Here is a 23543-nt window from a genome sequence, read left to right as displayed (position 1 = left end):
TTTGAATGAGTTCAAAAAGGAATGTGACTTCTAGGGAAATTGCCCACCTTGCAGGAGTGTCTCAGGCAACCGTGTCACGTTCTTTCAATTACCCCGATAAGGTATCTCCTGAAACACGGAAGAAGATATTTGGATTGGCAAATAGGCTTGAATATTCACCTAATGTTATAGCAAAATCTCTTGTTTCCTCCAAAACAAATATCATAGGGGCTGTTATTGAGGATTTTGAAAACCCTTTCTATGTATCATTTGTTCATAGGCTTGCCGAAAAACTGGCGACCTATGGTAAAAAGATTTTACTTTTTAATCCTCGGGGAGACGAGGGAATTCAAAAGCTTCTCCAAGAGGCACGTGGTTTTCGGATTGATGGTTTGATTGTTGCCTCTGCTACTCTTTCCCAACAGCTTACTGAACGGGAAATCCCCACTTCAATTCCAGTGGTGATGATAAATAGGCAAAGTGCTTCTTCTCATTATTGCTCAGTGGCCAGTGATGATGTCTCTTGTGGTCGGGCCGTAGCCGACTATTTGGTTGGTATAAAGCGTTTTGCCCAATATGTATACGTCTCTGGGAGTATCGCAAAATCAAGCAGTATAGATCGAAAGAAAGGATATGTAGAAAGATTGAAGGAGTGGGGGATTTCCTCTCCAGTTGTAATTTCCGGTGATTTTTCTTATCTGAGTGGGTTTGAAGCAGCTAACCAGCTCTTGAAAAAAGAACTTACCCTTCCATTGGCTGTCTTTGTAGCAAATGACTTGATGGCAATGGGATTTCTGGATGGAATAAGAAAGGCTGGGAATTTTATTATTCCCCAGGATATTGCAATAATTGGGGCTGATAATATCGAACAAAGTAGTTGGGTAAGTTATAATTTAACCACCATGCAACTTCCTACTGCTGAAATGATTGACTATGCTTTTCAATATCTTAATTCGGATGAATCGCGAAGAGAGGAGATGAGTGGGAGACATTTATTTCCTTGTTCCCTGATTGTCAGGGGAACTGTCTAAAATCTGGTTCTTCAATAAAATTCCTACAATGCAAGGAGTTTTGAATGCGACTGATTTATTTTGGGGCATGTAAGAAAATCTATTTGTCAACTGGCCTACAATCAAGATTGTTGTTGATTCATATTCTTGGCTTTTTTCCAAACTGTACGCTAAAGATGAAAATTCCAATAGTGTTGGAATAATTATCAGGGTAGGGTACACTTGGGAGACCTGGAGGTTGAAGGTGTCGGAAATTACCAAGAAAGCGTTGACTGCATCCTTGAAAAAATTGCTTGTGGAAAAGTCTCTTGATAAAGTGACCATTGTAGATATAACCGAAGACTGCGGTGTCAACCGGCAGACTTTCTATTATCATTTCCAGGACATAAATGCCATGATTGAGTGGATATACCACTATGAGGCTACAAAAGCCCTCGGCGGCAAGAAGACCTACGATACCTGGCAACAGGGCTTCCTGCAAATCTTTAATTACGTTCTGGAAAACAAGGTATTTGTCATACGAACCTATCATTCGAGTAGTTTCAACAACTTACAGGAATACCTCTATAATGAAACTTTTGCTCTCTTGTATGCTGTCATTGAGGAAAAATCTGGGCATATGAGAGTCCGTGAGGATGACAAGCAGTTTATTGCCAATTTCTATAAATTTGCCTTCGTAGGGTTGATGCTTGCCTGGGTTGACCAGGGAATGATGGAAAAACCGGAAGTTATTATCGAACGGTTGAGTACGTTGCTGCAAGGAGATCTCTTTCTTGCCCTGGAGCGATTCAGAACTGATCATGCATGATATACAGCTTATGTAATTTGTATAAAAATACTCCAGATATAGGGAAATGACAATATTTACACCATTGAGGTGCAGTTGTACGTTGTAGGTGTCCAAGACTCTTTGTACTGTTTAGATATACAAAGTATGAGGAGTCAGATATGTATTACAGTAATGGCAACTATGAAGCTTTTGCCCGTCCGAGGAAACCGGAAGGTGTCGATAAAAAATCTGCCTACTTGGTAGGTTCAGGATTGGCTTCACTTTCAGCTGCTTGTTTCTTGATTCGTGACGGACAGATGAAAGGTGAGAGAATTCATATTTTTGAAGAATTGCCACTTCCTGGTGGAGCTTGCGATGGTATCAAGGATGAACAGAAAGGCTTTGTCATCCGCGGTGGCAGGGAGATGGAGAACCATTTCGAATGTCTCTGGGACTTGTTCCACTCGATTCCTTCCCTTGAAACTGAAGGAGTTTCGGTCCTTGATGAATTTTACTGGCTCAACAAGAAAGATCCGAACTTTTCCTTGATGCGGGCAACTCAGGGTAGGGGGCAGGATGCCCATACCGATGGAAAATTCGGCTTAAGCGAAAAGGCTTCCCAGGAAATCATCAAATTATTCATGACCAGGGATGAAGACCTCAACGACAAGAAGATTTCCGATGTGTTTACCGACGAATTCTTTTCTTCCAATTTCTGGTTGTATTGGAGAACTATGTTTGCCTTCGAGGACTGGCATAGTGCGTTGGAAATGAAATTGTATATCCAGCGGTTTATCCACCATATTGGGGGCCTTCCCGACTTTTCGGCCTTGAAATTCACGAAATACAACCAATACGAATCCTTGATTCTTCCCATGGTCAAATATTTGGAAGCAAATCATGTGCAGTTCCAGTACAATACGACCGTTACCAATGTGCTATTCGAAAAACAGGGAACGAAGAAGCTTGCCAAACAGATAGCTTGCCTTCATGACGGTATTCAGGAAACCATCGATTTGGTGGAGGACGACCTGGTTTTTGTAACCAATGGAAGTTGTACCGAGAATTCCACGTTGGGCGCTAATACCCATCCTGCGAAACTGAATGCAGAAGAGGGTGCCTGTTGGAGACTCTGGAAGAACATTGCCAAGCAGGATGATTCCTTCGGGCATCCCGAAAAATTCTGTTCGGACATTGAGAAGACCAATTGGGAGTCTGCAACGGTAACTACCCTGGATGATAAGATTCCCCCCTATATCGAAAAAATATGCAAACGTGACCCGTTCAGTGGAAAAGTAGTAACAGGAGGAATTGTCACGGCAAAGGATTCTTCTTGGTTGATGAGTTATACGGTCAATCGGCAACCACATTTCAAGGAGCAACCAAAGGATCAACTGGTAGTTTGGGTATATGGATTGTTCACGGATGTCCCCGGAGATTATATCAAGAAACCCATGAGGGATTGCAACGGTATTGAGATTACTGAGGAATGGCTCTATCACATGGGGATCCCTGAATCGGAGATTCATGATTTGGCGACAAAATCAGCGCTGTGTGTGCCGTGTATGTTGCCATATATCACTGCTTTCTTTATGCCTCGCAGCAAAGGAGACAGACCGAGGGTTGTTCCCGAATGCTGTTCTAACTTTGCCTTTCTCGGACAATTTTCCGATACGCTCAGGGATACCGTATTCACCACAGAATACTCTGTCAGGACGGCCATGGAAGCGGTGTATACCCTCTTGGATATCGACCGCGGGGTGCCTGAGGTTTTCAATTCCTGCTATGATATCAGGGTTTTGCTCTCTTCCAGTACCAAGATGATGGATGGGCAGAAAATGGGCGATATAAAGCTTCCGTTCCCCTTGAACATCGTGAAGAAAAAGGGCTTGAAAAAGATCAAGGGAACTGTCATTGAGGATTTGTTGAAGCGATATGGAACTATTTAGGTAGTTCAATCGTGCAAGCTGGCGGGTATCTTTGGTATAGGATACCCGCCAGTTTCTGTCTTGAATGTATAAAAAGAATCGAAAAACTGAAAAAGAGGGCGTATACTTGGGTCTGCTATAAAAAGGAGAGGAGATATGCCAGATCGTGAAGTCAAGACAATCAAGGAACTGATTTTCTACCAGTATGCCAAGATAATTGCCAGGTCGGCTTTTGGCCCTGATTCCAAGAAGGAAGCCTATGGCTTTATAAAGAAAACCTTTCGATCGTTGCGCGACGATGAAAAGAAATGGTCGGATATTCTCCGGGAAGATAGACAATTCATTGAATCAGATCGGGTTTGCGCATACTGCGGATCCTCTGACCATTTGCAATGGGAGCATATCGTGCCAAAGTCCTTGTGTATCAACGATCGTTGTCAGACTTGCGATCATATCCAGGGAATCCATAATCAAATTTGGGCTTGCCAAGCCTGCAATGTCAGAAAGGGAACCAAGGGGTTGTACCGTTTCATGAAAGAATTGCACCCTGAGGCAAAACCTTTCTCCGATATCATTCCTCCCTTGCTCGAAAAGAAATACCTGAAGACGATTTATCTATGTCATCAATGCAATGGTACCCTCGACTGGGACGGGGGTGGAAAACTGGATGTTTTCTCCCTTGATTTTCCGTGTGTTGGCGGTATATAACAGATACTGAAAATAGGGGAACTGCATGCCTACCTTCAACCAAGACTCTGAGGAAATTCAATATTTATGCACCAAGGATCCGTTGCTTGCCAAGGGCATTGCTCTGGTTGGGTCTCTTTCTTATATGAACGAGACTGATGGCTTTCCTTTTCTGGGCAATATAATAGTTTCCCAGATGCTCTCTGCCAAGGTTGCTGATGTAATCTGGGCCCGTCTGGTATTGCTTTGCGATGGAAAATTTGATATCGAAACAGTGAAAAAACTTGAAATCAATCAGATGAGAGCTATTGGTCTTTCGAATCGAAAAGCACAGAATATATTGAATTTAGCTTCGTATCTTCTAGAGCATCCCCAATTCTTGGAAGATTTTGCCATCCTTGGTGATGAAGAGATAGTGAATGAACTGACCGCCCTTAAGGGTATCGGTCCCTGGACAGCAAAGATGTATCTCATATTCGCATTGGATCGAAGAGACGTCTTGCCCTATGAGGACGGTGCTTTTCTGCAGGCCTATCGATGGTTGTATAGGACAGAAGATCTTTCTGTCTCCTCAATCAAGAAATGTTGCGAACCTTGGACTCCGTATGCCTCCCTGGCCTCAAGATATCTCTATCGTTTGCTCGATCTTGGATTTACCAAAGAAGGTAGGGCTTGACTCTCTTTTTTTCTCGTGCAACTAATCCATCTAAGTGGCATATCGAAAAATAAACAACTTTTCAGCATGTCTGATAAAGCTTGTTGGGTAATTTTTTATCGATAAAATAAGACTCATAGTTAATATGATAAAAAGGCCGGTTATGGATAAAAATCCTGCATTTCGAAAGAAATCATTTCCTGTATTGTTTTTTGGGATATTGATGATGTACTTTTTCTCAGGTCTCCAAACAGATCATTTGAATGTATTGACTCCTTATTACACGAAACTTGGGTGGAGTGCCACTGCCATCACCAACCCAGTGACTTTTGCTTGCTTTGTGGTCATTCCCGCAACTTTGTTGGTGGGGACCCTATTTTTACGGTATGGAGTGATAAAAGTAGTGGTTCCTTCGACGTTTATCGTCGGTATTTCGGTAATGGCCCTTGCTTTTTCAGGGGAGAATCAGCTTGCCTATGACGTTTCACTTTTTAGTGTAAGACTTTTTATCTTGCCCCTCCAAATGGGTGGTTTCATGCTTTGCACGAACTGGTTCATAAAAGCCCGGGGGAGAGCCTTGGGGCTTGTTACCCTTGGAAGTCCCCTCTGTACAGCTTCCTTCATATTTTTTTTGACTAAAGGAGTCAGCAGTTTGGGTTTTGGCAAGACCTATTGTTTGGTCGGTAGTTCGGTACTTCTTCTTGCCTTGGGTATTGGTCTTTTCGTGAAATCTTCACCAGAAGAACTGGGCTTGAATCCTGATGGCGCCTTGGATTGCCAGATTACCTGTGCGGTTGCAGTCAATTCCAAAATGTCTTGCAAAGAAGTCTTGGGACACAAGGAAGCATGGTTTTTGATCGTCTCCTATGGGTTCTTGCAGTTCTGCATCTCAGGAATCATGTCATTTTATGTCGTGCGTTTGAATATGACTGGTACTGCTCCTTCTCTCTATTTCTTTTGGTTGTCGATAGCCGCGATCCTCGGTATTCCCGTTAGCATTCTCTTTGGTTTTCTGGATGATACATTCGGCACTATCATTGCCTCCTTGGTACTCTGCTGTACTTTCTTCCTTAGTTTGACGGGACTGTTGCTTATGGGTCCAAATAATAAGCTTTTGTTGATTGCCACAGCTATCGGTATTGCAGGAGTTACAGGGGGTACTCCTACCTTGCATCCTTCGATTACTTCCTATGTTTACGGACGTGCTCGATATCAGGCGGCGAATCGTTGGATTATGACCATTCAAGCAGGTATCATGGCTTTTGCCATTTTCTTCATGGCCTCAATTCTCGATGCAACGGGAAGCCTTGTATTTGCTTATAAGATTATGATTGGGCTTGTTTTGATTGCAATGATCTGTCTGATAATCATCGGGAGAAAGCCCGATTACGATCGTTCTCCTCTATCATAATTTTATAGTATGCAATCGGAGGTTCTGAGGCATTCAACCCAAATATATAATTATCCACCGGTAAAACCGGTGGTTTTAAACAGCCCCTATAAGGGGCCCTTACTAGCTACGCCTAAAGGCATTGTTTGAGATCCGCCAACCGCAGTTGTTCTCTGAAGGGGTTTTCCGCCTCTCGTACGCTCACCCTGTCGATTATCTGGTCAGCGTCCTCTCTTTCGCGGATATATTTCTTGATGGTGGCCTTGTTCAGGCCCACCGTGCTCACATAATACCCGCGCGACCAGAACTCCCGCTTCCCGTACTTGTATTTCAGGTTCGCGTGGTGCTCGAATATCATCAGCGTGCTTTTCCCTTTCAGGTACTGCACTATGTCCTTGCGCCTGAACTTTGGCGTGAATACGAGGTGATACGTGCAATTCCACCTCGTATGTGATAGGCTACTCTCATCCATGGATGGGCCTCCTTGTGTTTTTGTGTTTGCGGTTGGCACCACAAACACTGTACCACAGGAGGCTTTCTTCCGCTTAGGCAAAGCCCCAAGTCTTTCTATCCACAGGTATAACCTGTGGTTTTTTATCGAATCGTTGCTTCGCTACGATTCGAGGATAATCAGCACCACCCTTCCAAAGGGTGGTTTGCTCTACGGCTATAAGCCGTGGTTCACCGACCAGCGCCTAAAGACGCTGGCTTCACTCATATCGTTCAGCCCAAATGCCTTTGCCTCTTTGGCTGCCCCCAAGGGGGAAACCGTATTACCTGCTACCCCTTAAAGGGGTCCTCGTATTCCTTCACGCTTAACTTGTCCAGCATGATGTCATGCTGTTCCTGTTCGCGTATGTACTTTGCAATGGTTGCCTCGTTCAGGCCCACCGTGCTTACGTAGTATCCTTCCGCCTAAAAATGCCTGTTGCCAAACTTGTATTTCAGGTTTGCATGCTTGTCGAACAACATCAATGCACTCTTGCCCTTCAGATACCCCATGAAGCTCGACACGCTCATCTTCGGCGGTATACTCACCAGCATGTGCACATGATCGCTCATCAGGTGTCCCTCTATCAATTCGACACCCTTGTATCCGCACAGCGAGCGCAGGATCTGGCCCACACTCTGCCTGTATTGATTGTAAATTATCTTTCTCCTATACTTTGGCGTGAACACGATATGGTATTTGCACAACCACTTCGTGTGGGCCAACGAATTTTCTTTACTCGCCATCTTTCACTCACCTTTTCCTGTATGATTTTTGGGCTGAACTCCAAAATCCTACCATAAAGGTGAGTGTTTTTGTGTAACAAATCGTTTCCGCACCCGCATAGCGGGTGGTTTATTGTTTCGCACGCATCGCGTGCTCAACTGTCTAAAGACATAGAATAAAAACCCGGCTTCAGAAGCCGGGTTTTGTCGTACATAAATCCAAAAGAATCTAGAACAGGATTGCTGCACTGTAGGCGCTGTACATGGCCGTTTCCACAGTCCCTACTTTTGCACAATCCCCGATTGATATATATCGTTTAGCCACATGTGAAAATTGTGCAGCCTCTGTATCATGCGATCGCATACCGACAGAGACAATGATATCAGTTCCTTTTGCCTTCAGATTTTTTCCTTCGCCATCAAGGTAGTTAACCCCTTCTTCATCGAGACTGGTACAGTGACAAGAGGTAAGATATTGCAAGCCTTCCGTCCTATCCATCTTGAGCAAGAGTTCCGTTCGATGAGTCATCGAGGCATCAGGGGCAAGGGAGTTCTGCATTTCAATGACGGTTACCTGTTTGCCCAACATAGCGAGATGCAAGGCTGTCTCACAACCGACTTGACCGCCACCGATGACCACAATGGAATTTCCTAATTCAGCTTCATGTCCATAGATAGGCAATGCCATATGGACATTCTTTCCTTTCATGCCAGGAAGTCTCGGCTGTATTGGTTCTGCACCGATTGCTGCCAGCAAAATATCCGCATTCTCTTTTTCCAGGAGGGCTGGGGTAGCTTCTGTATTGAGATGAACGGTAATTTTTGATTTTTCTACCTGATGAACCAGATAATTCTTGAAATGCGCAAGGTCATACTTAAAATTGACTTTTTCGGCGAATTTCAAAGTTCCACCGAGTGAATCACTTTTCTCGAAGAGCAATACTTCATGGCCTCGTTTGGAAGCTATAAGGGCAGCTTCCATACCTGCAGGGCCACCACCGATGATACAAACTTTTTTCTTGCTTTCCACTGGTTGTCCCAGCCTTCCCAAAAGATGCTCGAGACCTATTTCAGGATTGACCGTACAGGAGAAGCGCAAACCATAGCAGGCGCTATCGTGGCATTTCATGCACTTGACGCAAGGCCGAACATCTTCGTTATTCCCTGTGTAGGCCTTCTCGACGAGTTTTGGATCGGCAATCATTCCCCTGGCAATGGCAACGACATCCGCTTTTCCGTCGGCAAGTATTTTCTCGGCACCCTCAAGGTCCTGAATGCCTCCTACAGTAACGACAGGGATGGATATTCCTGACTTCTTGATGGCTTCGGCCAAGAATACATTTGGCATAGGGGGAAGAAAATCACAGGGATGGGTAACTGTCATATATTCGGGACCAATCATTCCCGCCGATACATGAATGAGATCTATACGGCTTTCAATGAGTTTTGCAAATTGTATTCCTTCTTCTATGGTTATTCCCCCTGGAGCAAATTCACTACCACTTATACGTACTTCAAGAAGCAGTTTCCTACCTACTTTTTCCCTGATCTTGTCGATGATCATACATGCAAAACGTGCCCGATTCTCAAAGGAACCTCCGAATTTGTCGGTGCGTTTGTTTGTAAGAGGAGAAAGGAAAGAGCCAACCAAAAGACCATGGCCGAAATGAAGGAGTGCCATATCAAAGCCGGTTTCAAGGAGTATCTGGGCTGCATTTCCGTAGCCTTCCACGATACGTTCAATTTCCGCCTCTGGCATTTCCAGACCTTTTTGCCCGGTCATGAGAGGTGCCCCATCACTGACTCCATAGGGAAGCCCCACTACTCCGGCAACCCCAAGTTCCATGGAAGCTTTTGCCCCATAGAAATGGATACGGTTTGCCAATAGAGCTATGGCATAGCGATGATTGGTCTGGTAAAGGTCGAAATCTGCATGGATTCCATCACTTTGGGCAATGGGAAAGAGGCTTGCCCCCACGCAGGTTACGCAAGCTGCTCCTCCTTTTGCCTTGTTTGCATAATGGGTTATTACTGCCTCTGTTGGATACGGAACTGGTTCGTTCAAGGTATGGACGCCAATGGGGGAAGAGAAAATACGGTTACGGAACACTGTTCGTCCGACTTTCAGTGGTTCCAGAAGATGTGGATATTTCTGATTCATACGATACTCCTCAAAGAATTATTTATTTTGCTGACTGCGGTCGAGGTCGGGTTTCCTGCCGATGATCACAAGGCAGATGATTGCGATGACAATAAGCCCAAGCATTATCTGGTAGGCAAGGTTCAGACTTCCTGTGGTATCCATGATGGTTGACATGAAATAGATTCCGAATGCCATAATGACTGACTGCACTGTCATGATCCAACGATTGGCGGCCTGGTAATTTTTTCTGCCATATACATAAGTTGTAAGCGAGGGATGGAGCGTTCCTGTTCCTCCTGTGATACCTGCAATGCCAATTGCGGTAACTACAAGCATGAAAATGTCATTCTTCCCCATGCAAAGCAGTCCAACTGCAGAGAGGATATAGGCAAAACACAAGACATAGGAAGCTTTTACGGTTCCGAATTTGTCATCCAGGAAACCAAACAGGTTGCTGGAGAAAATTCCCCCGATTGCGGCAGCAGAGAGGAAAGCAAAGAATAAGGGAGGGTTTGTGCCTGACATATTCATTCGGACGACAAAGAAAGGCATGATACTGCAGATGCAGAATTGAAGAAGGCCGAAGGAGAAAACCAACAACCAGGCATTGAGATGGCTGAATACCTCTTTGAAGGTCAAGGTTTTTGTTTCTTCCTCAGCCAGGGGAGCTGTTGAGGCTCCGTCAGGATACAAGCCAACTTCTTCGGGGGTTGCCTTGATAAACAGCGCGATAAGAAGAGCGAGTACCAAAATTATTACCCCTGTTATTGTGTAGGTATTTTGCAACCCCAAAAAATTTACACCGATGGTAAGCAAGGCTATGAAGGTAGCTGTACACAAAGGACTTCCCATGACTACGATTCCGAGGGCCCGACCACGAGATTGAATAAACCAGTTGGTGCAAAGCATAAAGGCGCCCATCTGCAACGGAAGGATAAAAAGGCGCATGCAGAAGAGTGAAATGCTGTACATGACGAGGTTCTGCCCGGAGAGGGCAAGGCAAATGGTTGATGTTCCGACAATAATCGTGGAAGGTACGACTACTTTCTTGATACCAATTTTTATCAGCAACGTGCCGACGAGCAAGGTTGCGGGAATTACCACGAAGCCTGCCCAGGTAACTGGATTGGTAATGGTTGTGGTAAGCCAACCCAACTTTGCATAATAGGGCGTCAGTACGTTGAGGTGGTCAGCCTGCAACCCTGAGTAGAAGTACATCATAAATACTCCCAGGATTAAGAGAGGCAACGATTTTTTCTGGAAAACTGTGTTTTTATTCATTTTTACCATCCATAAAGATTCGAGTACCGGTAGTCGGTGCTCGTTTGTTTCGATTTAATTTTATCGATAAAAATATATATCTCAAGCTATGGATTGCATGGAGAAAAGTGGCTTATTTTTCGATTCTATAGTAGTATTATATTAGATGAACACAGAAATCTCTTTTGACATAGACGCAGAAATCGAAAAAAACCTTGCAGATACGAAAGGTAAGGCTGAGCATTATACCCTGAAGCTGATTACGGGAGTCGAAAAACAGCCTTGTATCTCGTCATTTGTGACTTTGGTTATTTTCCTTCACCATGCAAAGGTTACGATAGGAGCCAATTCTTTGAGTTGTTGTCCTGGAAATATCTTGATCATGAAAGAAAAATGTTCTTTTTCCATTCTGCCGGGGCAAACAACCCTATCATCAGGAAAAGCAAATGGAATTGCATATATTCTTGATATGAAAGAAAATATTTTCACTGATTTGTTCTATTCCCAACTTCCTGACTGTCCAATCTTTTATGACTTTTTTCGCCTTAGGGCAGGGACTTCAGAATACTTGTTTTTTGATAATTCTGATTCTGATCCTGTTTTCTGGTGTAGCCGTCAATTGGTCTGGGAAGCTTCCTTTACTAGTAAAAAGGATGAAAAAAACCTGCTGGCAGCCTTTGTGGTGTTCATTACCAACTTGCATAGAACGCATCAATGGCATTTGGTAATCAGTGAATCATCCATGATGACGGAATACAAGGCTGGACGCTTTCTTAAATATATGGCCGATCATTACAGAACAGTGTCCCTGGAATCAATTGCTTCCGAATTTGGCTACAGCCCAGCCTATTTCTCCACTATGTTCAAGAATATGGTTTGGGTAACTTTTACAGACAAGCTTCTTGAACTGAAACTTGAACAGGCCAAGCGATTTCTCATTACTACCGATCTTTCCATAGAGGTTCTTGCCATGGAAGCGGGATTCACGGAAAAGAGTTATTTTCATCGGTGCTTCAAGAAGATTTTTGGAATGACACCTGGAAAATACAGGAAATTAAACAAATAGGGAATAGGCTCGATTGTAAATTGAAATATAACCCTAAGATTTGAATTCTGTTATTTCCCTGTTCTTGTGAAACAAGGTATTGCTGTATGTTCTGTTTTTCAGAATAGTGTATATTTTTATTAAATTATACCATATCAGGTATAATTTATAAAAAAATATCATATTTGCACCCTATAGGGTATAAATAATATAATTTATATACAAATTATACGCGAAAGGGTATAGTATATAACTATGAAAGATGCAGTACTCAACCCAATCGGGAATTATATAAAAGAAGAACGGAAGAAAGCTGGTTTGACCCAACAGGATTTCGCCTTGCGTTCCGGTCTTGGTCTTAGGTTTATCCGTGATTTGGAGCAGGGTAAGGAAACAGTGCGGATGGACAAGGTGAATCAGGCTTTGTCGATGTTCGGCAGTATGGCAGTCCCCGGGAAAATGCCAAGGGACGGGGAGGCCATATGATTTTTGACTATCGGCAGGGGAACGTATTCTTTGATGGCATCTTTGCAGGAGTGATAGCGGAAACGGAAGAAGGATATTCTTTCCTCTATGATGCTTCCTATCTTGCCGGAAAAGAGCCACGGCCAGTGAGTTTGACATTGCCGTTGCAAAAGGACGCTTTCATAAGCACTGCTTTCTTTCCTTTCTTTGATGGACTTATTCCTGAAGGGTGGCTTTTGGAAGTTGCAATGAGGAACTGGAAACTCAATTCCCGGGATAGGATGGGATTGTTGCTTGCAACTTGCAAGGACAGCATCGGTGCTGTTTCTGTGGAGGCATTTTGATGCAACGATGTCTTTTTTGTGGTAAGTCCCTTGAAACTAAAAATTCTGATCAATGGCATAGTCTTTGTTGCAAAAAGTTTTTCGGCACAAAAAGTCTCCCTGAGTTGGATTTGTCGGAAGCTATTGTCGAGGAGTTTGCAAAAGAATCCGTAGGTTTGGGTATGACGATTACTGGAGTCCAAAAAAAACTTTCCTTGCATTTATTTGATGGAGAGAAGGGAAATCCTTCCCGATTGACTCTGGTAGGATTTCCTGCAGGTTTTATTCTCAAGCCAAATTCCGCGGATTTCAGGGAACTGCCCGAGGCCGAAGACATGGTCATGCGAATGGCAGATGCTGCTGGAATACAAACGGTACCCCATGCTCTGTTCCGCCTTCGTGACGGAAATCTTGCCTATATTACACGGCGTATCGACAGGAGGAATGTAGAGGGAATTGTACACCGTCTTCCGATGGAAGATTTCTGCCAACTTTCGGGTCGTCTTACAGAGGATAAATATAAAGGTTCCTATGAACAATGTGCAAAACTGGTGGGTAAGTGGTCGTCCCACCCGAATCTTGATCTTGCAAACTTGTTCAATCTGTTATTGTTTTGTTTTATGACGGGCAATTCTGACATGCACCTCAAGAACTTTTCCCTCATAGCTGAGAATACCAGGGATTATGTGCTTTCCCCAGCCTATGACTTATTGCCTGTTCAGCTCATTATACCCTCCGATAAGGAAGAAACCGCACTTACACTGGGCGGGAAGAAAGCTCGTCTTGGCCGTAGTGATTTTCTGAAATTGGCCCAAAGTTTCAATTTATATGGCAATGTAGCCGAAAATCTCATAGGTCGTCTTCTGGGGCTTGAAGAAAACTTGATGGAAATCATTGAAGCTAGTTTTGCCTCCGAAAATCTGAAGGAGCGCATGAAAGAGCTTCTTTTTGAAAGGCTGGCAATTCTTGGAAAAACTGGAGAGTAGTTACAAAAAGTTTATTTGAGTGTCCTTCTGTTTGTCAGTCTTCATCTTGTGTTTTCATGGTTTGTTTTTAAAGCAGGAGTCTATTTTCCCGCATGTCCCTGTGTTGGATCTTCAAGAATACAGGAAAAATTCTGTGGACTACTGCCAACAGGGTAAATGTGACTTGTTCCCATTTCAAATGCAAAGGAGCCTTGTTTTTCTGATGAAAATCATGATGAAAATACTTTTTTACATACATCTATATCTGAAGTATTAAAACATAAATCTTGTAATTAAATAGAGTAATTACAAGATAATTAACTATTATTGATAGAAAACCTGGTAGATATGTCTGGTTTAAGAAAGGATTAAATTAAATCAAACCTATTATTATATAAGAAAATAATTGACAATATGAATATTGGATTTATACTGGGTACGGAAAGGAACAATAATATTGTAACAAAAGAATTGAGAGAGGAGAAAACAAAGAGATTGTTTCAAAAAAGGAGAATTTCATGAAAAAAGTCTTACTGTTCATGGTACTCGTACTCAGCATGACCTGTATGGTATTTGCAACAGGTTCTTCCGAACCGGCTCCTGCAGGTGCTGCAGTTCTGGCTCCCACGGAAATCAATTATTGGACATACCAAGACCTGCACTTACAGTATTTTGAAAAGATGGCAGGAAAATGGAATGAACAGAATCCAAATCGACAGATCAAATTTGTTGGGGAAGTCCTACCGTATGAGGATATGCATACCAAGTTGCTTGTTTCCCTTCAGGCAGGGACAGGAGCCCCTGATATCGTCGATATTGAAATCGGAAAATACCCCAACTTCTTGAAAGGGGATATTCAGCTTGCTCCACTCAATGACGTTATCGATCCAGTCCGAGACAAATTCATTACCGCCCGATTGGACATCTACAGTAAAAATGGCACGAATTATGGGATGCCATTTCATGTCGGTGCCGAAGTCATGTATTACAATATGGACATTCTCAATGCTGCCGGAGTCGATCCCTATGCCATCAAGACCTGGGATGATTACATGAAGGCAGGTTTGCAGGTAAGGGCAAAGACAGGAAAACCGATGACTACTGTTGAAGTGACTGAGCAATGGTCTTTCTGGCCACTCATTGCCATGCAGGGTTCGGATTTTGTGGATAAAGATGGCAACGTGATTTTGGATAATGCCATCAATATCAAGACACTTCAGATGCTCAAGGATATGATCAATAGCGGAGTTGCGATTCCGACTCCCGGTGGTTTTCAGCATTCAGAGGAATACTATGGTTTCATGAACGACGGAGGAGCCGCATCTGTCTGGATGCCCATGTGGTATATGGGACGTTTCACAGACTATATGACTGACCTCAAAGGCAAGATGTTGATACTTCCGATGCCAAGATTTACCGCTAATGGCGACCGATCTGCAGGTATGGGTGGTACGGGGACTTCCGTAACGATGCAAGCCAAGGATTTGCAACTTGCCAAAGATTTCCTGATGTTTGCCAAAGGCTCGAAGGAAGCAAACATTTTGTTGTGGAAAGATCTTGGGTTTGATCCTCCCCGTTGGGACGTTTGGGATGATCCTGCAATGAACGAGCCCAACAAATTTACAGAATTTTTCATCAATGATGATATTTTCGGTATGTTGCTGGATATCAAGGACGAGATTCATTCTGTTAATATCAAAGAAAAACTTCCAGGTGTCCTTGACCGGGTAAAGTCCTCAGTTATGATTCAGGCCCTGCAACAGCAGACGAAGACTCCGGCACAGGCTTTGAAGGAAGCTGCCGATCTTAGTCGATAATCAGTATGCATGCAATGCCGGCGATGTTCATCGTCGGCATCTTTAGTCCGTCAGGAGGAGATAAGAATGAGGCGAAAAGGTTCTCTCAATTCCATGCAGGTTGCCCCGTACGTATTTATATTTCCTTTCATTGCTTCCTTTCTGATATTTTATCTCTATCCGATTATCAGTACCTTCGTCATGAGTTTCCAACAGATATATCCAGGTCAGGTATCATTCATCGGATTGACGAATTATCACAAACTGGACAACCCAGAATTCAAGATAGCTTTATGGAATAGCCTTCGTTATACTGTCTATACCATTGCTCTTTTAATACCTATTCCTCTTTTCCTGGCCGTTTTACTCAATACCGGAAATAGAAGGATCAATGCGTTATACCGCTCGATTCTCTATATTCCCAGTCTTGTTTCCATTGTTGTGGCAGGCACTATCATGCGATTGCTTCTGGTCTCCAGTCCCAAGGGTATCGTGAATGCCGCAATCATATTCTTTGGAGGGGAGGCGAGACAGTGGTTGCTTGGTGGACCTGCACAGGCGATGGTCCTCCTGCTTATTCTGGCTTTATGGCGTTGGGTAGGTGTAAATATTATCTATTTTCTGTCTGGTTTGCAGGCAATCCCTGATGAGCTGTATGAGGCTGCCGATATTGATGGAGCCAGTTCTTGGCAGCGATTACGATTCATTACCATACCCTTGCTCAAGAACACCACTATTTTTGTCACGACAATCAGCATTTTCGGTGGATTTGCAATGTTCGAAGAGAGTTTCATTCTCTGGGCTGGCAAGCCTTCCCCAAATAATGTAGGGTTGACCATGGTCGGTCATCTTTATAACAAAGGATTTCAGGAGGGAGACTTGGGAATGGCCTCGGCCATTGGTATCGTTTTGCTGTTCATCGTATTTTCCCTAAGTATTTCATTCTTGAAGATATTCGGTTTTTTCTCAAGTGAGGGAAAATGATGAGTACATTCTACGGACGAACAAGCTTTGCTCATAAATTCATAAAGTATTTTTTGCTTTCCTTGCTGTGTTTTCTTTATATGGTTCCTCTCTATTCCCTTGTCTTGGCGGCATTCCGACCAGGAAAGGATTTGCTCCGCTATGGGATTACCCTGGGGACCTTGATTCCCAAAGGATTGCAGCTCGGCAATGTCAAGTTTCTCTTTACCAATCACGATGGGATATATTTTACTTGGTTTGGCAACAGCCTGCTTATCTTGGCAGTTCAGACCTTGTTGGCGCTTTTTTTCAGTTCTTTCGTTGCCTATGGACTTTCTGTCTACCGTTTCAAGGGAAGGAAGGCAATAATGACCTTGGTGATTTTTCTTTTGCTTGTTCCTATACAAATACTTATCCTACCGCTCTATAAGCTAATGATTACCTTGCATCTGATGGATACGTATGCAGGAGTATTTCTTCCGATGATTGTCTCGCCTTTTGCAATTTTCTTCTTCCGTCAGTTCATTGATGGAATTCCGCGTGATCTCATTGATGCAGGGAGAGTGGACGGTCTGACCGAATATGGTATATTCTTTCGTATTATCGTTCCTGTCATGCCCCCTGCCTTCGGCGCCATGGCTATTTTTATGTCTATGCAGAGCTGGAATAATTTTCTCTGGCCTCTGATAGTGCTGAGAAGTGGCAACCATTTTACCTTGCCAATAGGACTTAATACCCTGTTGACGCCCTACGGCAACAACTATGAACTTCTGATAATGGGATCTTTGGCTGCGACCCTTCCCATCATCATTGTATTTATATTTTTCCAGCGTTATTTTATTGCGGGTCTTACCTCTGGTAGTGTCAAAGGTTGATTCTATCCATGAACAAAGGAGTACAATTGTGGAATGTTCGATTATAGCTAACAAGAATTTCAGCAAAGGAACGGTGGATCCACGTTTGTTCAGTTCGTTCGTTGAACAACTGGGGCGGGCAGTCTATGGAGGAGTGTACGAACCTGGTCATCCACTTGCCGATTCCGATGGATTTCGGACGGATGTGATGGATCTGGTCAAGGCCCTCTCTGTTCCCCTGGTACGCTTTCCAGGAGGGAATTATGTATCAAATCATACTTGGGAAGATTCTGTGGGACCGGTTGATGAGAGACCGGTCCGACTCGATTTGGCCTGGAGTACCCTCGATCCCAATTTGTTTGGAATCAAGGAATTTATTTCCTGGACCAAAAAAGTTGGTACGGAACCGATGATGGCAGTCAATCTCGGAACCCGTGGTATCGAGGCTGCCAGGAATCTTGTTGAGTATTGTAATTTCCCAAAGGGTTCCACCTTGAGTGACTTGCGTCGTTCCCATGGTTCCCAAGACCCCTACGATATAAAAATGTGGTGCCTCGGCAACGAAATGGACGGTCCTTGGCAAGTCGGTCATAAGAGTGCAGGGGAATATGGAAGCCTTGCAGCGGAAGTGGGAAAGGCCCTCAAACTTTTTGACCCAACGCTGGAACTTGTGGTATGCGGAAGTTCAAATGCCGAGATGCCCACATTCCCCCAATGGGAGGAGACAGTCCTGGAACAAAGTTATGAAGTGGTCGACTATCTGTCCCTTCATTGTTATTACCGCAATGATGAAAATGATTTTTTGACCTTTCTGGCTTCTTCAGTTGGCATGGATGCGTTTATTGAGGGTGTCGTGCATGTCTGTGATTGCGTCAAGGCCAAGAAACGTTCCAAGAAAACTATATATCTTTCCTTTGACGAATGGAATGTCTGGTTTCATTCCAAGGGGAAGGACAGGCAGCAACCCAAATGGATCATAGGGCCTCAGTTGCTGGAAGATATCTATACCTTTGAGGATGCTCTTGTAGTGGGTACCTTGCTTAACAGCCTGATGCGCCATTGCGATAGGGTAAAGGTTGCTTGTCTTGCCCAATTGGTCAATACCATAGCTCCAATTATGACCGAGACTGGTGGACCTGCCTGGAGGCAGACTATCTATTGGCCATTCTACTACGCATCCAAGTATGGAAGGGGAGAAATCCTTGATCTTCGTTTTTCTTCAAATTCGTATGAATGCAAACAGTACGGAACCGTCCCTTATGCCGATCCCCTGATGGTTTACCATCCAGAAAATGGAGAGTTGGATTTGTTTCTGGTGAATAGATCTCCCCTTGAAACGCTGACTGTAAATCTCGATTTGTCTGGATTCGGGGAACATGTTGAAGTTCTGGAACATATAGTGTTGAACCACGACAACCTAAAAGCTGTCAATGACAAGGAACATCCGGATGAAGTATACCCACAGGTCTTGGAAGGGGAGTCCTTGTTCAGTACAGATGGAAACCTTTGGAAAGGGAAGGTTCTTCCTGCAAGCTGGAATCTGTTCCGTTTTACAACTACTTGTTTGAACAGGGAATAAAGATGTGGTAGGATTATCTGAATGAGGGTCTTCGGATGCTAAAAGAGATTTTTCTGGATTATACGGACAAAGAGAGGATGCTTGTCATTGCCAAGGCAATTGCAAACAAGGCTCGGATAAATATTTTGGAACTTTTGAACGAGCGAAGCCTGAGTGTCAATGAGATTGCCGAACAACTGGGAATCCCAACCTCTACGGCAGCCCTCAATGTCAGGATTCTGGAAGAAGCTGGGCTATTGTTCACCGAATCGCAACCAGGTATCCGTGGATCCATGAAAGTAAGCAGCCGAGTTTGTGACAGGGTGGTCCTTAAGCTTCTTTTGGACTCTTCGGTAATTCAGGGTGCCCGGGATAATTCCGTAGTCCTGAGCATGCCAATAGGCAACTTTGTCAATTGTGAAATTCATCCTACTTGTGGGCTGGTCAGTGAAAAGAGTGCCATCGGAACTTTTGACCAGCCTTGCAGTTTCTATTATCCTGATAGGACAAACGCCCAACTGTTGTGGTTTTATAAAGGTTTTGTTGAATATCGCTTTCCCAATACTATTCTCAACCTAGGAACCCCCAAATTTTTTGATCTCTCCTTTGAAGCTTGCTCGGAAGCCCCGTTCTATCGGAACGATTGGCCCAGTGACATTACCGTATGGGTCAATGACAGGGAGATAGGAACTTGGACCAGTCCCGGTGATTTGGGAGGCAGAAAGGGGAAATGCAACCCTTCTTGGTGGCCTGAATCGTTGAACCAGTATGGGTTGTTGAAAAACTGGAATGTCAATGGGAACGGAACGTATCTGGATAATGAACAAGTTTCCAAGGTTTCCATTTCAGATTTGCATCTAGATAAGGATTGTTTCATCAGTGTGAAGATTGGAATCAAGGAAGATGCAAACAATATCGGTGGGGTAAGCCTCTTCGGTGAATTTTTTGGAGATTATCCCCAGAATATCGTGTTGCGCCTTGGCTACGAAATAAATTAAGGCATTTTTTCTTTTGGCTCCTAAAAATATAGGGAAATTTACTGAGGGAGAGGCCCCTTAACCTCTGGTAAACCTTTCCAGTTCCCTATGGCTTCTGACCCAATCATCCTCTTTCAAGAGTTTCTCGGGAGAGCCGCTGTTTTTGATCTTTCCCTTTTCCAGGATAACCATGGTGTCACAGTCGATCATCGAGGAAAGTCGATGGGAAATGGAGAGTACTGTATGAGCCTGGCTTGTTTTCTGCAGCACTGAGGTCAGCTTGGCCTCGGTTGCCGAGTCAAGATTTGCCGTTATCTCATCGAGCAGGAGGATCGGGGGGGCCATGACGATTGCCCTCGCAATCGCCAGCAACTGCTTTTGCCCTTGGGAGAAGAGAGTATTGTCTGTGACCAGGGTGTCGATTCCTTTGTCCAGGGATTCTACATATTTCTGTAGATCAACAATTTCAAGGGCCTTTTCGATTTGGTTTTTTGTAATGGCAGGATCCTTGAGACTGATCTGTTCCCCGACAGTACCTGGAATAATCTGGAACCCTTGGTCGACATAGCCGAAAATCTTGCGTTTCTCGCTGTTCGGTATTGCATATACGTCTACTCCGTTGATGGTAATTGTCCCTGCAGTTGGTTTTAGCAAGCCAAGAACCAGCTTGAACAAGGTTGATTTCCCGACTCCTGTTCTTCCGACTAACGTTACCTTCTCCTGTTCCCCGACCTTCAGGGAAATGTCTTTTAGTATTTCGACACCTTTGTCATACTGGAAACTGACATGATCGAAAACCAGGTTGGCGCTGTTACTTTGTGGAAGGATTGATTTGGCGGTAAGGTTGCTGTCCTTGCTATCGTCTTCCTCTTCACGGCAGAATTCGTCGATACGGTGGATGCCTGAGATTGAAGTCTGGATGTTCTGGAGCTCCATGCCAAGGTTTTCTATGGGGACGAAGAGGTTTGATACCAAGTCGATGGAGGCAGCCACCATTCCCAGTGTGATACCCAGAAAATTCAATTCCTTGGAAGAGAGAACCACGATCAGGGCTATAACCAAAGCCCTGATCATCTGGATGATCGGAGGGAATATGGAATCGAAGAAATTGACCTTGTCGATGGTCTTGAAATTCTTTTGGAGGTATTTGACATAGGTGTCTTCCATATAGCGTTCCTTGCTATTGGATTTGATCATCAACATGTTCTTGATGCTCTCTGCAATATGGTTGTTTACCATTCCGATGACCCTACGGTTATCCAATTGAGCCTTGAGCATGCTTTTCTGGAATAGGCGGGAAATAACAAAGATTACCGGTAAAAGAGATAGGACGATGAGGCCAAGGCGGCTACTGAACAACCAAATGGAAATCACAATGCCTACAATCTTGAAACAATCGATGGCCAGGCCTACTATCCCGCTTGAAAACATGGCGTTTACCGAGTCGACATCATTGGTAAATCTTGAAACGATGACCCCGGAGTCCTGAAACGAAAAATACCTTGCTGGCAGGGTTTGCAGTTTTACCATCATCTTTGAGCGTATCTCCTTGATGATTGACTGCCCGAGGATCGCGATAATTACTTCCTTGATGAAATCGAACAGACCTATACAGAATAAGGCGCCGAGATAGAACAGGGATAGAGAAAGCAATCCTTGGGGAACCTTGGGGACAAGGTTCTTGTCGATCACCAATTTCAATATTTGGGGAGGAGCCAGACTTGCCAGGACTGTGCCTGTCACTGCAAAAAAAAGTATCAGACAGGATCCCTTTTTTGTTCTGCAAACTTCAAGGATGGCATTTTTGACCAGGCTAGGCTTCATTCTTCTCGCCTCTCTCTTTGTTTTGCAACTGATAGATGGTTGCATAGAAGGGTGAACGTTCCATCAGCTCCTCGTGGTTTCCGTATTCGGTATGATTGCAGCCATTGATCAATATAATTCTGTCTACTGAACTGAACATTGCCAATCGATGAGAAATGATAATGATAATGCTCTCCTGGTATCTTTGTTTGAGATTTCTGATGATTCTTTCTTCTGTTTTCATATCGACTGCAGAGAAGGGGTCGTCCAGTATGATGATCTTGCGTTTGTCCAATAGTGCCCTTGCCAAGGCAATTCTGGCTTGCTGTCCACCACTGAGCCTGATACCGCTACTGCCGACCAGAGTGTTTGCCCCTTCTTTCATTGTTGAAAGATCCTCCTCAAAGCAAACATCCTGGAGAACTTGGGAAATATCCTTTTCAAGGCCCATCGTTATATTATTGTAGAGGGTATCGGAGAGCAGCTGGCTTTGGTGCCCTAGGTAGGAAATCATCTGGCTTCGTTCCGCCTCCGTGTAGTCTCTCAGTTCCTTTCGGTCAATACGCACGCTTCCAAGATAGGGATATAACCCGAGCAGTGCCAAACCCAAGGTTGATTTTCCTGAAGCCACAGGCCCTGTTACTCCGATGATTTCCCCACTTCTGGCCGTGAACCCAATATTTTCCAGTACAGGGGTTTTCCCGGTAGGGTAGATGAATCCAAGGTTTGCTACTTCCAAGGTCGTTTCATCTTTTTGGTTATCTTTCGGTTCTTTCTTAGTCCGGTATTCACCGAGGAAGGGTTTTATCCGTTTCCAGGAAATCTGGGATTTCTGGACCGAATTGAACAGTTTGGCAGCTTTGCTGGCCTTTACTGCCAAAGCTCCGAACATGGACATATATGTCACGAATATGCCCAATGTCCAGCTTCCTTCTATAACCTTTGTTCCTCCTAAATACAGAACAGTGACGACACCGAGCATGGCGATGAAGTTGTAGATAGGTTGCATGGTGTTTTCCAGAATACTCGCCTTCATGGCCTTATGCCGTAAATCTTCCAATTCAGAGGTATATCGCTCAGAATTTGCACCTTCCATCCCATTTGCCCGGTACATAAGTACATTTTCAATGGAATCATAGGTGATGCTTGCAATTTCGCTGCTTTTTTGCCGGTAGGCCAGGGAATATTTGTACATAAGGGTCTTGAGTTTCTCCGCTATGACCATTGCAACGGGAATGAAAAGACAGGAATAGAAGGTAACCTTGGAATCATAGATAAAAAGGGAGACCAGATATGCGGTCATCAGTACCCCGGTATCGAAGATTTCGGTAGTGAACTTGCGCATGCCCTCGACACACAGATCAACATCGGAAATTGCCCTGGTCATGAGATTCCCTGCATTTTCCTTTTCAAGTTCCGTCATGCTTTTGTGCATGATGTTGTTATAGACCATCAAGCGCATGGTGGCACTCGTGTTGTTGGCAAATCGACGAATAAAGAAGCGCTTGCAATAGCGAAGGAGTTGGATGGTTCCAATGAGAAGGATGAAGGTTGCTGCCAGATGCAATAAGGTTGTCAAATTGTTGCCTTTGACAATTGCATCGATGAGTTTTCCTTGGTAGATAGGTCCCAGAATTATGGAGATGTTGAAAGTCAGTCCGAAAATGACAATACAGACAACAATAAATTTTTCCTTTTTCCAGTAATTGACTATCTTGTCAGGTTCTTTGATTGGTTTTATTTCTTGCAATGCCATAT

General features: G+C 44.0%; 20 protein-coding genes and 1 pseudogene. 15 read left to right on the top strand and 6 right to left on the bottom strand.

Features of this window, described 5'->3' with window-relative positions:
- The first annotated feature begins 5 nt into the window (after positions 1 to 5).
- The 6 genes from ACHZBG_RS01245 to ACHZBG_RS01220 all read left to right on the top strand — a co-directional run bounded on the left by ACHZBG_RS01245 (position 6) and on the right by ACHZBG_RS01220 (position 6439).
- A complete protein-coding gene (locus ACHZBG_RS01245) occupies positions 6 to 1010 on the top strand; it encodes a LacI family DNA-binding transcriptional regulator (RefSeq protein WP_320127619.1) in 1005 nt (334 codons plus the stop codon).
- A gap of 223 nt (positions 1011 to 1233) precedes the next feature.
- On the top strand, positions 1234 to 1797 hold the full coding sequence (locus ACHZBG_RS01240) for a TetR/AcrR family transcriptional regulator (protein ID WP_320127618.1): 564 nt from the start codon (positions 1234 to 1236) through the stop codon (positions 1795 to 1797).
- Between the two features lie 140 nt (positions 1798 to 1937).
- The gene (locus tag ACHZBG_RS01235; protein ID WP_320127617.1) at positions 1938 to 3707 is read left to right on the top strand and encodes an oleate hydratase; all 1770 of its coding nucleotides are present in this window, start codon (positions 1938 to 1940) and stop codon (positions 3705 to 3707) included.
- A gap of 135 nt (positions 3708 to 3842) precedes the next feature.
- On the top strand, positions 3843 to 4394 hold the full coding sequence (locus tag ACHZBG_RS01230; RefSeq protein ID WP_320127616.1) for an HNH endonuclease: 552 nt from the start codon (positions 3843 to 3845) through the stop codon (positions 4392 to 4394).
- A 25-nt stretch (positions 4395 to 4419) separates the two neighbouring features.
- A complete protein-coding gene (locus tag ACHZBG_RS01225; RefSeq protein ID WP_320127615.1) occupies positions 4420 to 5049 on the top strand; it encodes a hypothetical protein in 630 nt (209 codons plus the stop codon).
- A 124-nt stretch (positions 5050 to 5173) separates the two neighbouring features.
- Positions 5174 to 6439 carry an MFS transporter gene (locus tag ACHZBG_RS01220; protein ID WP_394699292.1) on the top strand — a complete coding sequence of 422 codons (1266 nt, stop codon included), beginning with the start codon at positions 5174 to 5176 and terminating at the stop codon, positions 6437 to 6439.
- A gap of 112 nt (positions 6440 to 6551) precedes the next feature.
- Here ACHZBG_RS01220 and ACHZBG_RS01215 read toward each other — a convergent pair whose 3' ends face one another.
- The 4 genes and pseudogenes from ACHZBG_RS01215 to ACHZBG_RS01200 form a co-directional block, all read right to left on the bottom strand.
- Positions 6552 to 6890, bottom strand: coding sequence for a transposase (locus ACHZBG_RS01215; protein WP_320127613.1), 339 nt, complete (start codon positions 6888 to 6890; stop codon positions 6552 to 6554).
- A 308-nt stretch (positions 6891 to 7198) separates the two neighbouring features.
- Positions 7199 to 7654, bottom strand: a pseudogene (gene tnpA, locus ACHZBG_RS01210) (IS200/IS605 family transposase).
- Between the two features lie 208 nt (positions 7655 to 7862).
- Complete coding sequence (locus tag ACHZBG_RS01205) at positions 7863 to 9794, bottom strand: FAD-dependent oxidoreductase (RefSeq protein WP_320127612.1); 1932 nt, start codon at positions 9792 to 9794, stop codon at positions 7863 to 7865.
- Between the two features lie 18 nt (positions 9795 to 9812).
- Positions 9813 to 11057: an MFS transporter gene (locus ACHZBG_RS01200; protein WP_320127611.1), complete on the bottom strand. Its 1245-nt coding sequence runs from the start codon at positions 11055 to 11057 to the stop codon at positions 9813 to 9815.
- A gap of 145 nt (positions 11058 to 11202) precedes the next feature.
- Between ACHZBG_RS01200 and ACHZBG_RS01195 the strand changes: the two genes are divergently transcribed.
- From ACHZBG_RS01195 to ACHZBG_RS01155, 9 genes are all read left to right on the top strand, one after another.
- The gene (locus tag ACHZBG_RS01195; protein ID WP_320127610.1) at positions 11203 to 12102 is read left to right on the top strand and encodes an AraC family transcriptional regulator; all 900 of its coding nucleotides are present in this window, start codon (positions 11203 to 11205) and stop codon (positions 12100 to 12102) included.
- 234 nt (positions 12103 to 12336) lie between these two features.
- Positions 12337 to 12567 carry a helix-turn-helix transcriptional regulator gene (locus tag ACHZBG_RS01190; RefSeq protein ID WP_320127609.1) on the top strand — a complete coding sequence of 77 codons (231 nt, stop codon included), beginning with the start codon at positions 12337 to 12339 and terminating at the stop codon, positions 12565 to 12567.
- The gene (locus tag ACHZBG_RS01185; protein WP_320127608.1) at positions 12564 to 12890 is read left to right on the top strand and encodes a HipA N-terminal domain-containing protein; all 327 of its coding nucleotides are present in this window, start codon (positions 12564 to 12566) and stop codon (positions 12888 to 12890) included. The genes ACHZBG_RS01190 and ACHZBG_RS01185 overlap by 4 nt, the downstream gene beginning before the upstream one ends.
- The gene (locus ACHZBG_RS01180) at positions 12890 to 13855 is read left to right on the top strand and encodes a HipA domain-containing protein (RefSeq protein ID WP_320127607.1); all 966 of its coding nucleotides are present in this window, start codon (positions 12890 to 12892) and stop codon (positions 13853 to 13855) included. The genes ACHZBG_RS01185 and ACHZBG_RS01180 overlap by 1 nt, the downstream gene beginning before the upstream one ends.
- A 497-nt stretch (positions 13856 to 14352) precedes the next feature.
- On the top strand, positions 14353 to 15651 hold the full coding sequence (locus ACHZBG_RS01175) for a sugar ABC transporter substrate-binding protein (protein WP_320127606.1): 1299 nt from the start codon (positions 14353 to 14355) through the stop codon (positions 15649 to 15651).
- 66 nt (positions 15652 to 15717) lie between these two features.
- A complete protein-coding gene (locus ACHZBG_RS01170) occupies positions 15718 to 16614 on the top strand; it encodes a sugar ABC transporter permease (protein ID WP_320127605.1) in 897 nt (298 codons plus the stop codon).
- Entirely contained in the window at positions 16611 to 17468 is an 858-nt protein-coding gene (locus ACHZBG_RS01165; RefSeq protein WP_320127604.1) for a carbohydrate ABC transporter permease, read from the top strand. Before ACHZBG_RS01170 ends, ACHZBG_RS01165 begins: the two co-directional genes overlap by 4 nt.
- A 28-nt stretch (positions 17469 to 17496) precedes the next feature.
- Complete coding sequence (locus ACHZBG_RS01160; RefSeq protein WP_320127603.1) at positions 17497 to 19026, top strand: alpha-N-arabinofuranosidase; 1530 nt, start codon at positions 17497 to 17499, stop codon at positions 19024 to 19026.
- Positions 19027 to 19061: 35 nt separating this feature from the next.
- Positions 19062 to 20003, top strand: coding sequence for a helix-turn-helix domain-containing protein (locus tag ACHZBG_RS01155; protein ID WP_320127602.1), 942 nt, complete (start codon positions 19062 to 19064; stop codon positions 20001 to 20003).
- Positions 20004 to 20060: 57 nt separating this feature from the next.
- Here ACHZBG_RS01155 and ACHZBG_RS01150 read toward each other — a convergent pair whose 3' ends face one another.
- Entirely contained in the window at positions 20061 to 21806 is a 1746-nt protein-coding gene (locus ACHZBG_RS01150) for an ABC transporter ATP-binding protein (RefSeq protein ID WP_320127601.1), read from the bottom strand.
- Complete coding sequence (locus tag ACHZBG_RS01145; protein WP_320127600.1) at positions 21796 to 23541, bottom strand: ABC transporter ATP-binding protein; 1746 nt, start codon at positions 23539 to 23541, stop codon at positions 21796 to 21798. Before ACHZBG_RS01145 ends, ACHZBG_RS01150 begins: the two co-directional genes overlap by 11 nt.
- Positions 23542 to 23543 lie beyond the last annotated feature (2 nt).

Origin of the sequence: uncultured Sphaerochaeta sp. (assembly GCF_963676625.2) — a bacterium.
Classification (GTDB): Bacteria; Spirochaetota; Spirochaetia; order Sphaerochaetales; family Sphaerochaetaceae; genus Sphaerochaeta.
The sequence above is the reverse complement of the archived record's forward strand: the minus strand, read 5'-3'. Positions and strand labels throughout refer to the sequence as shown.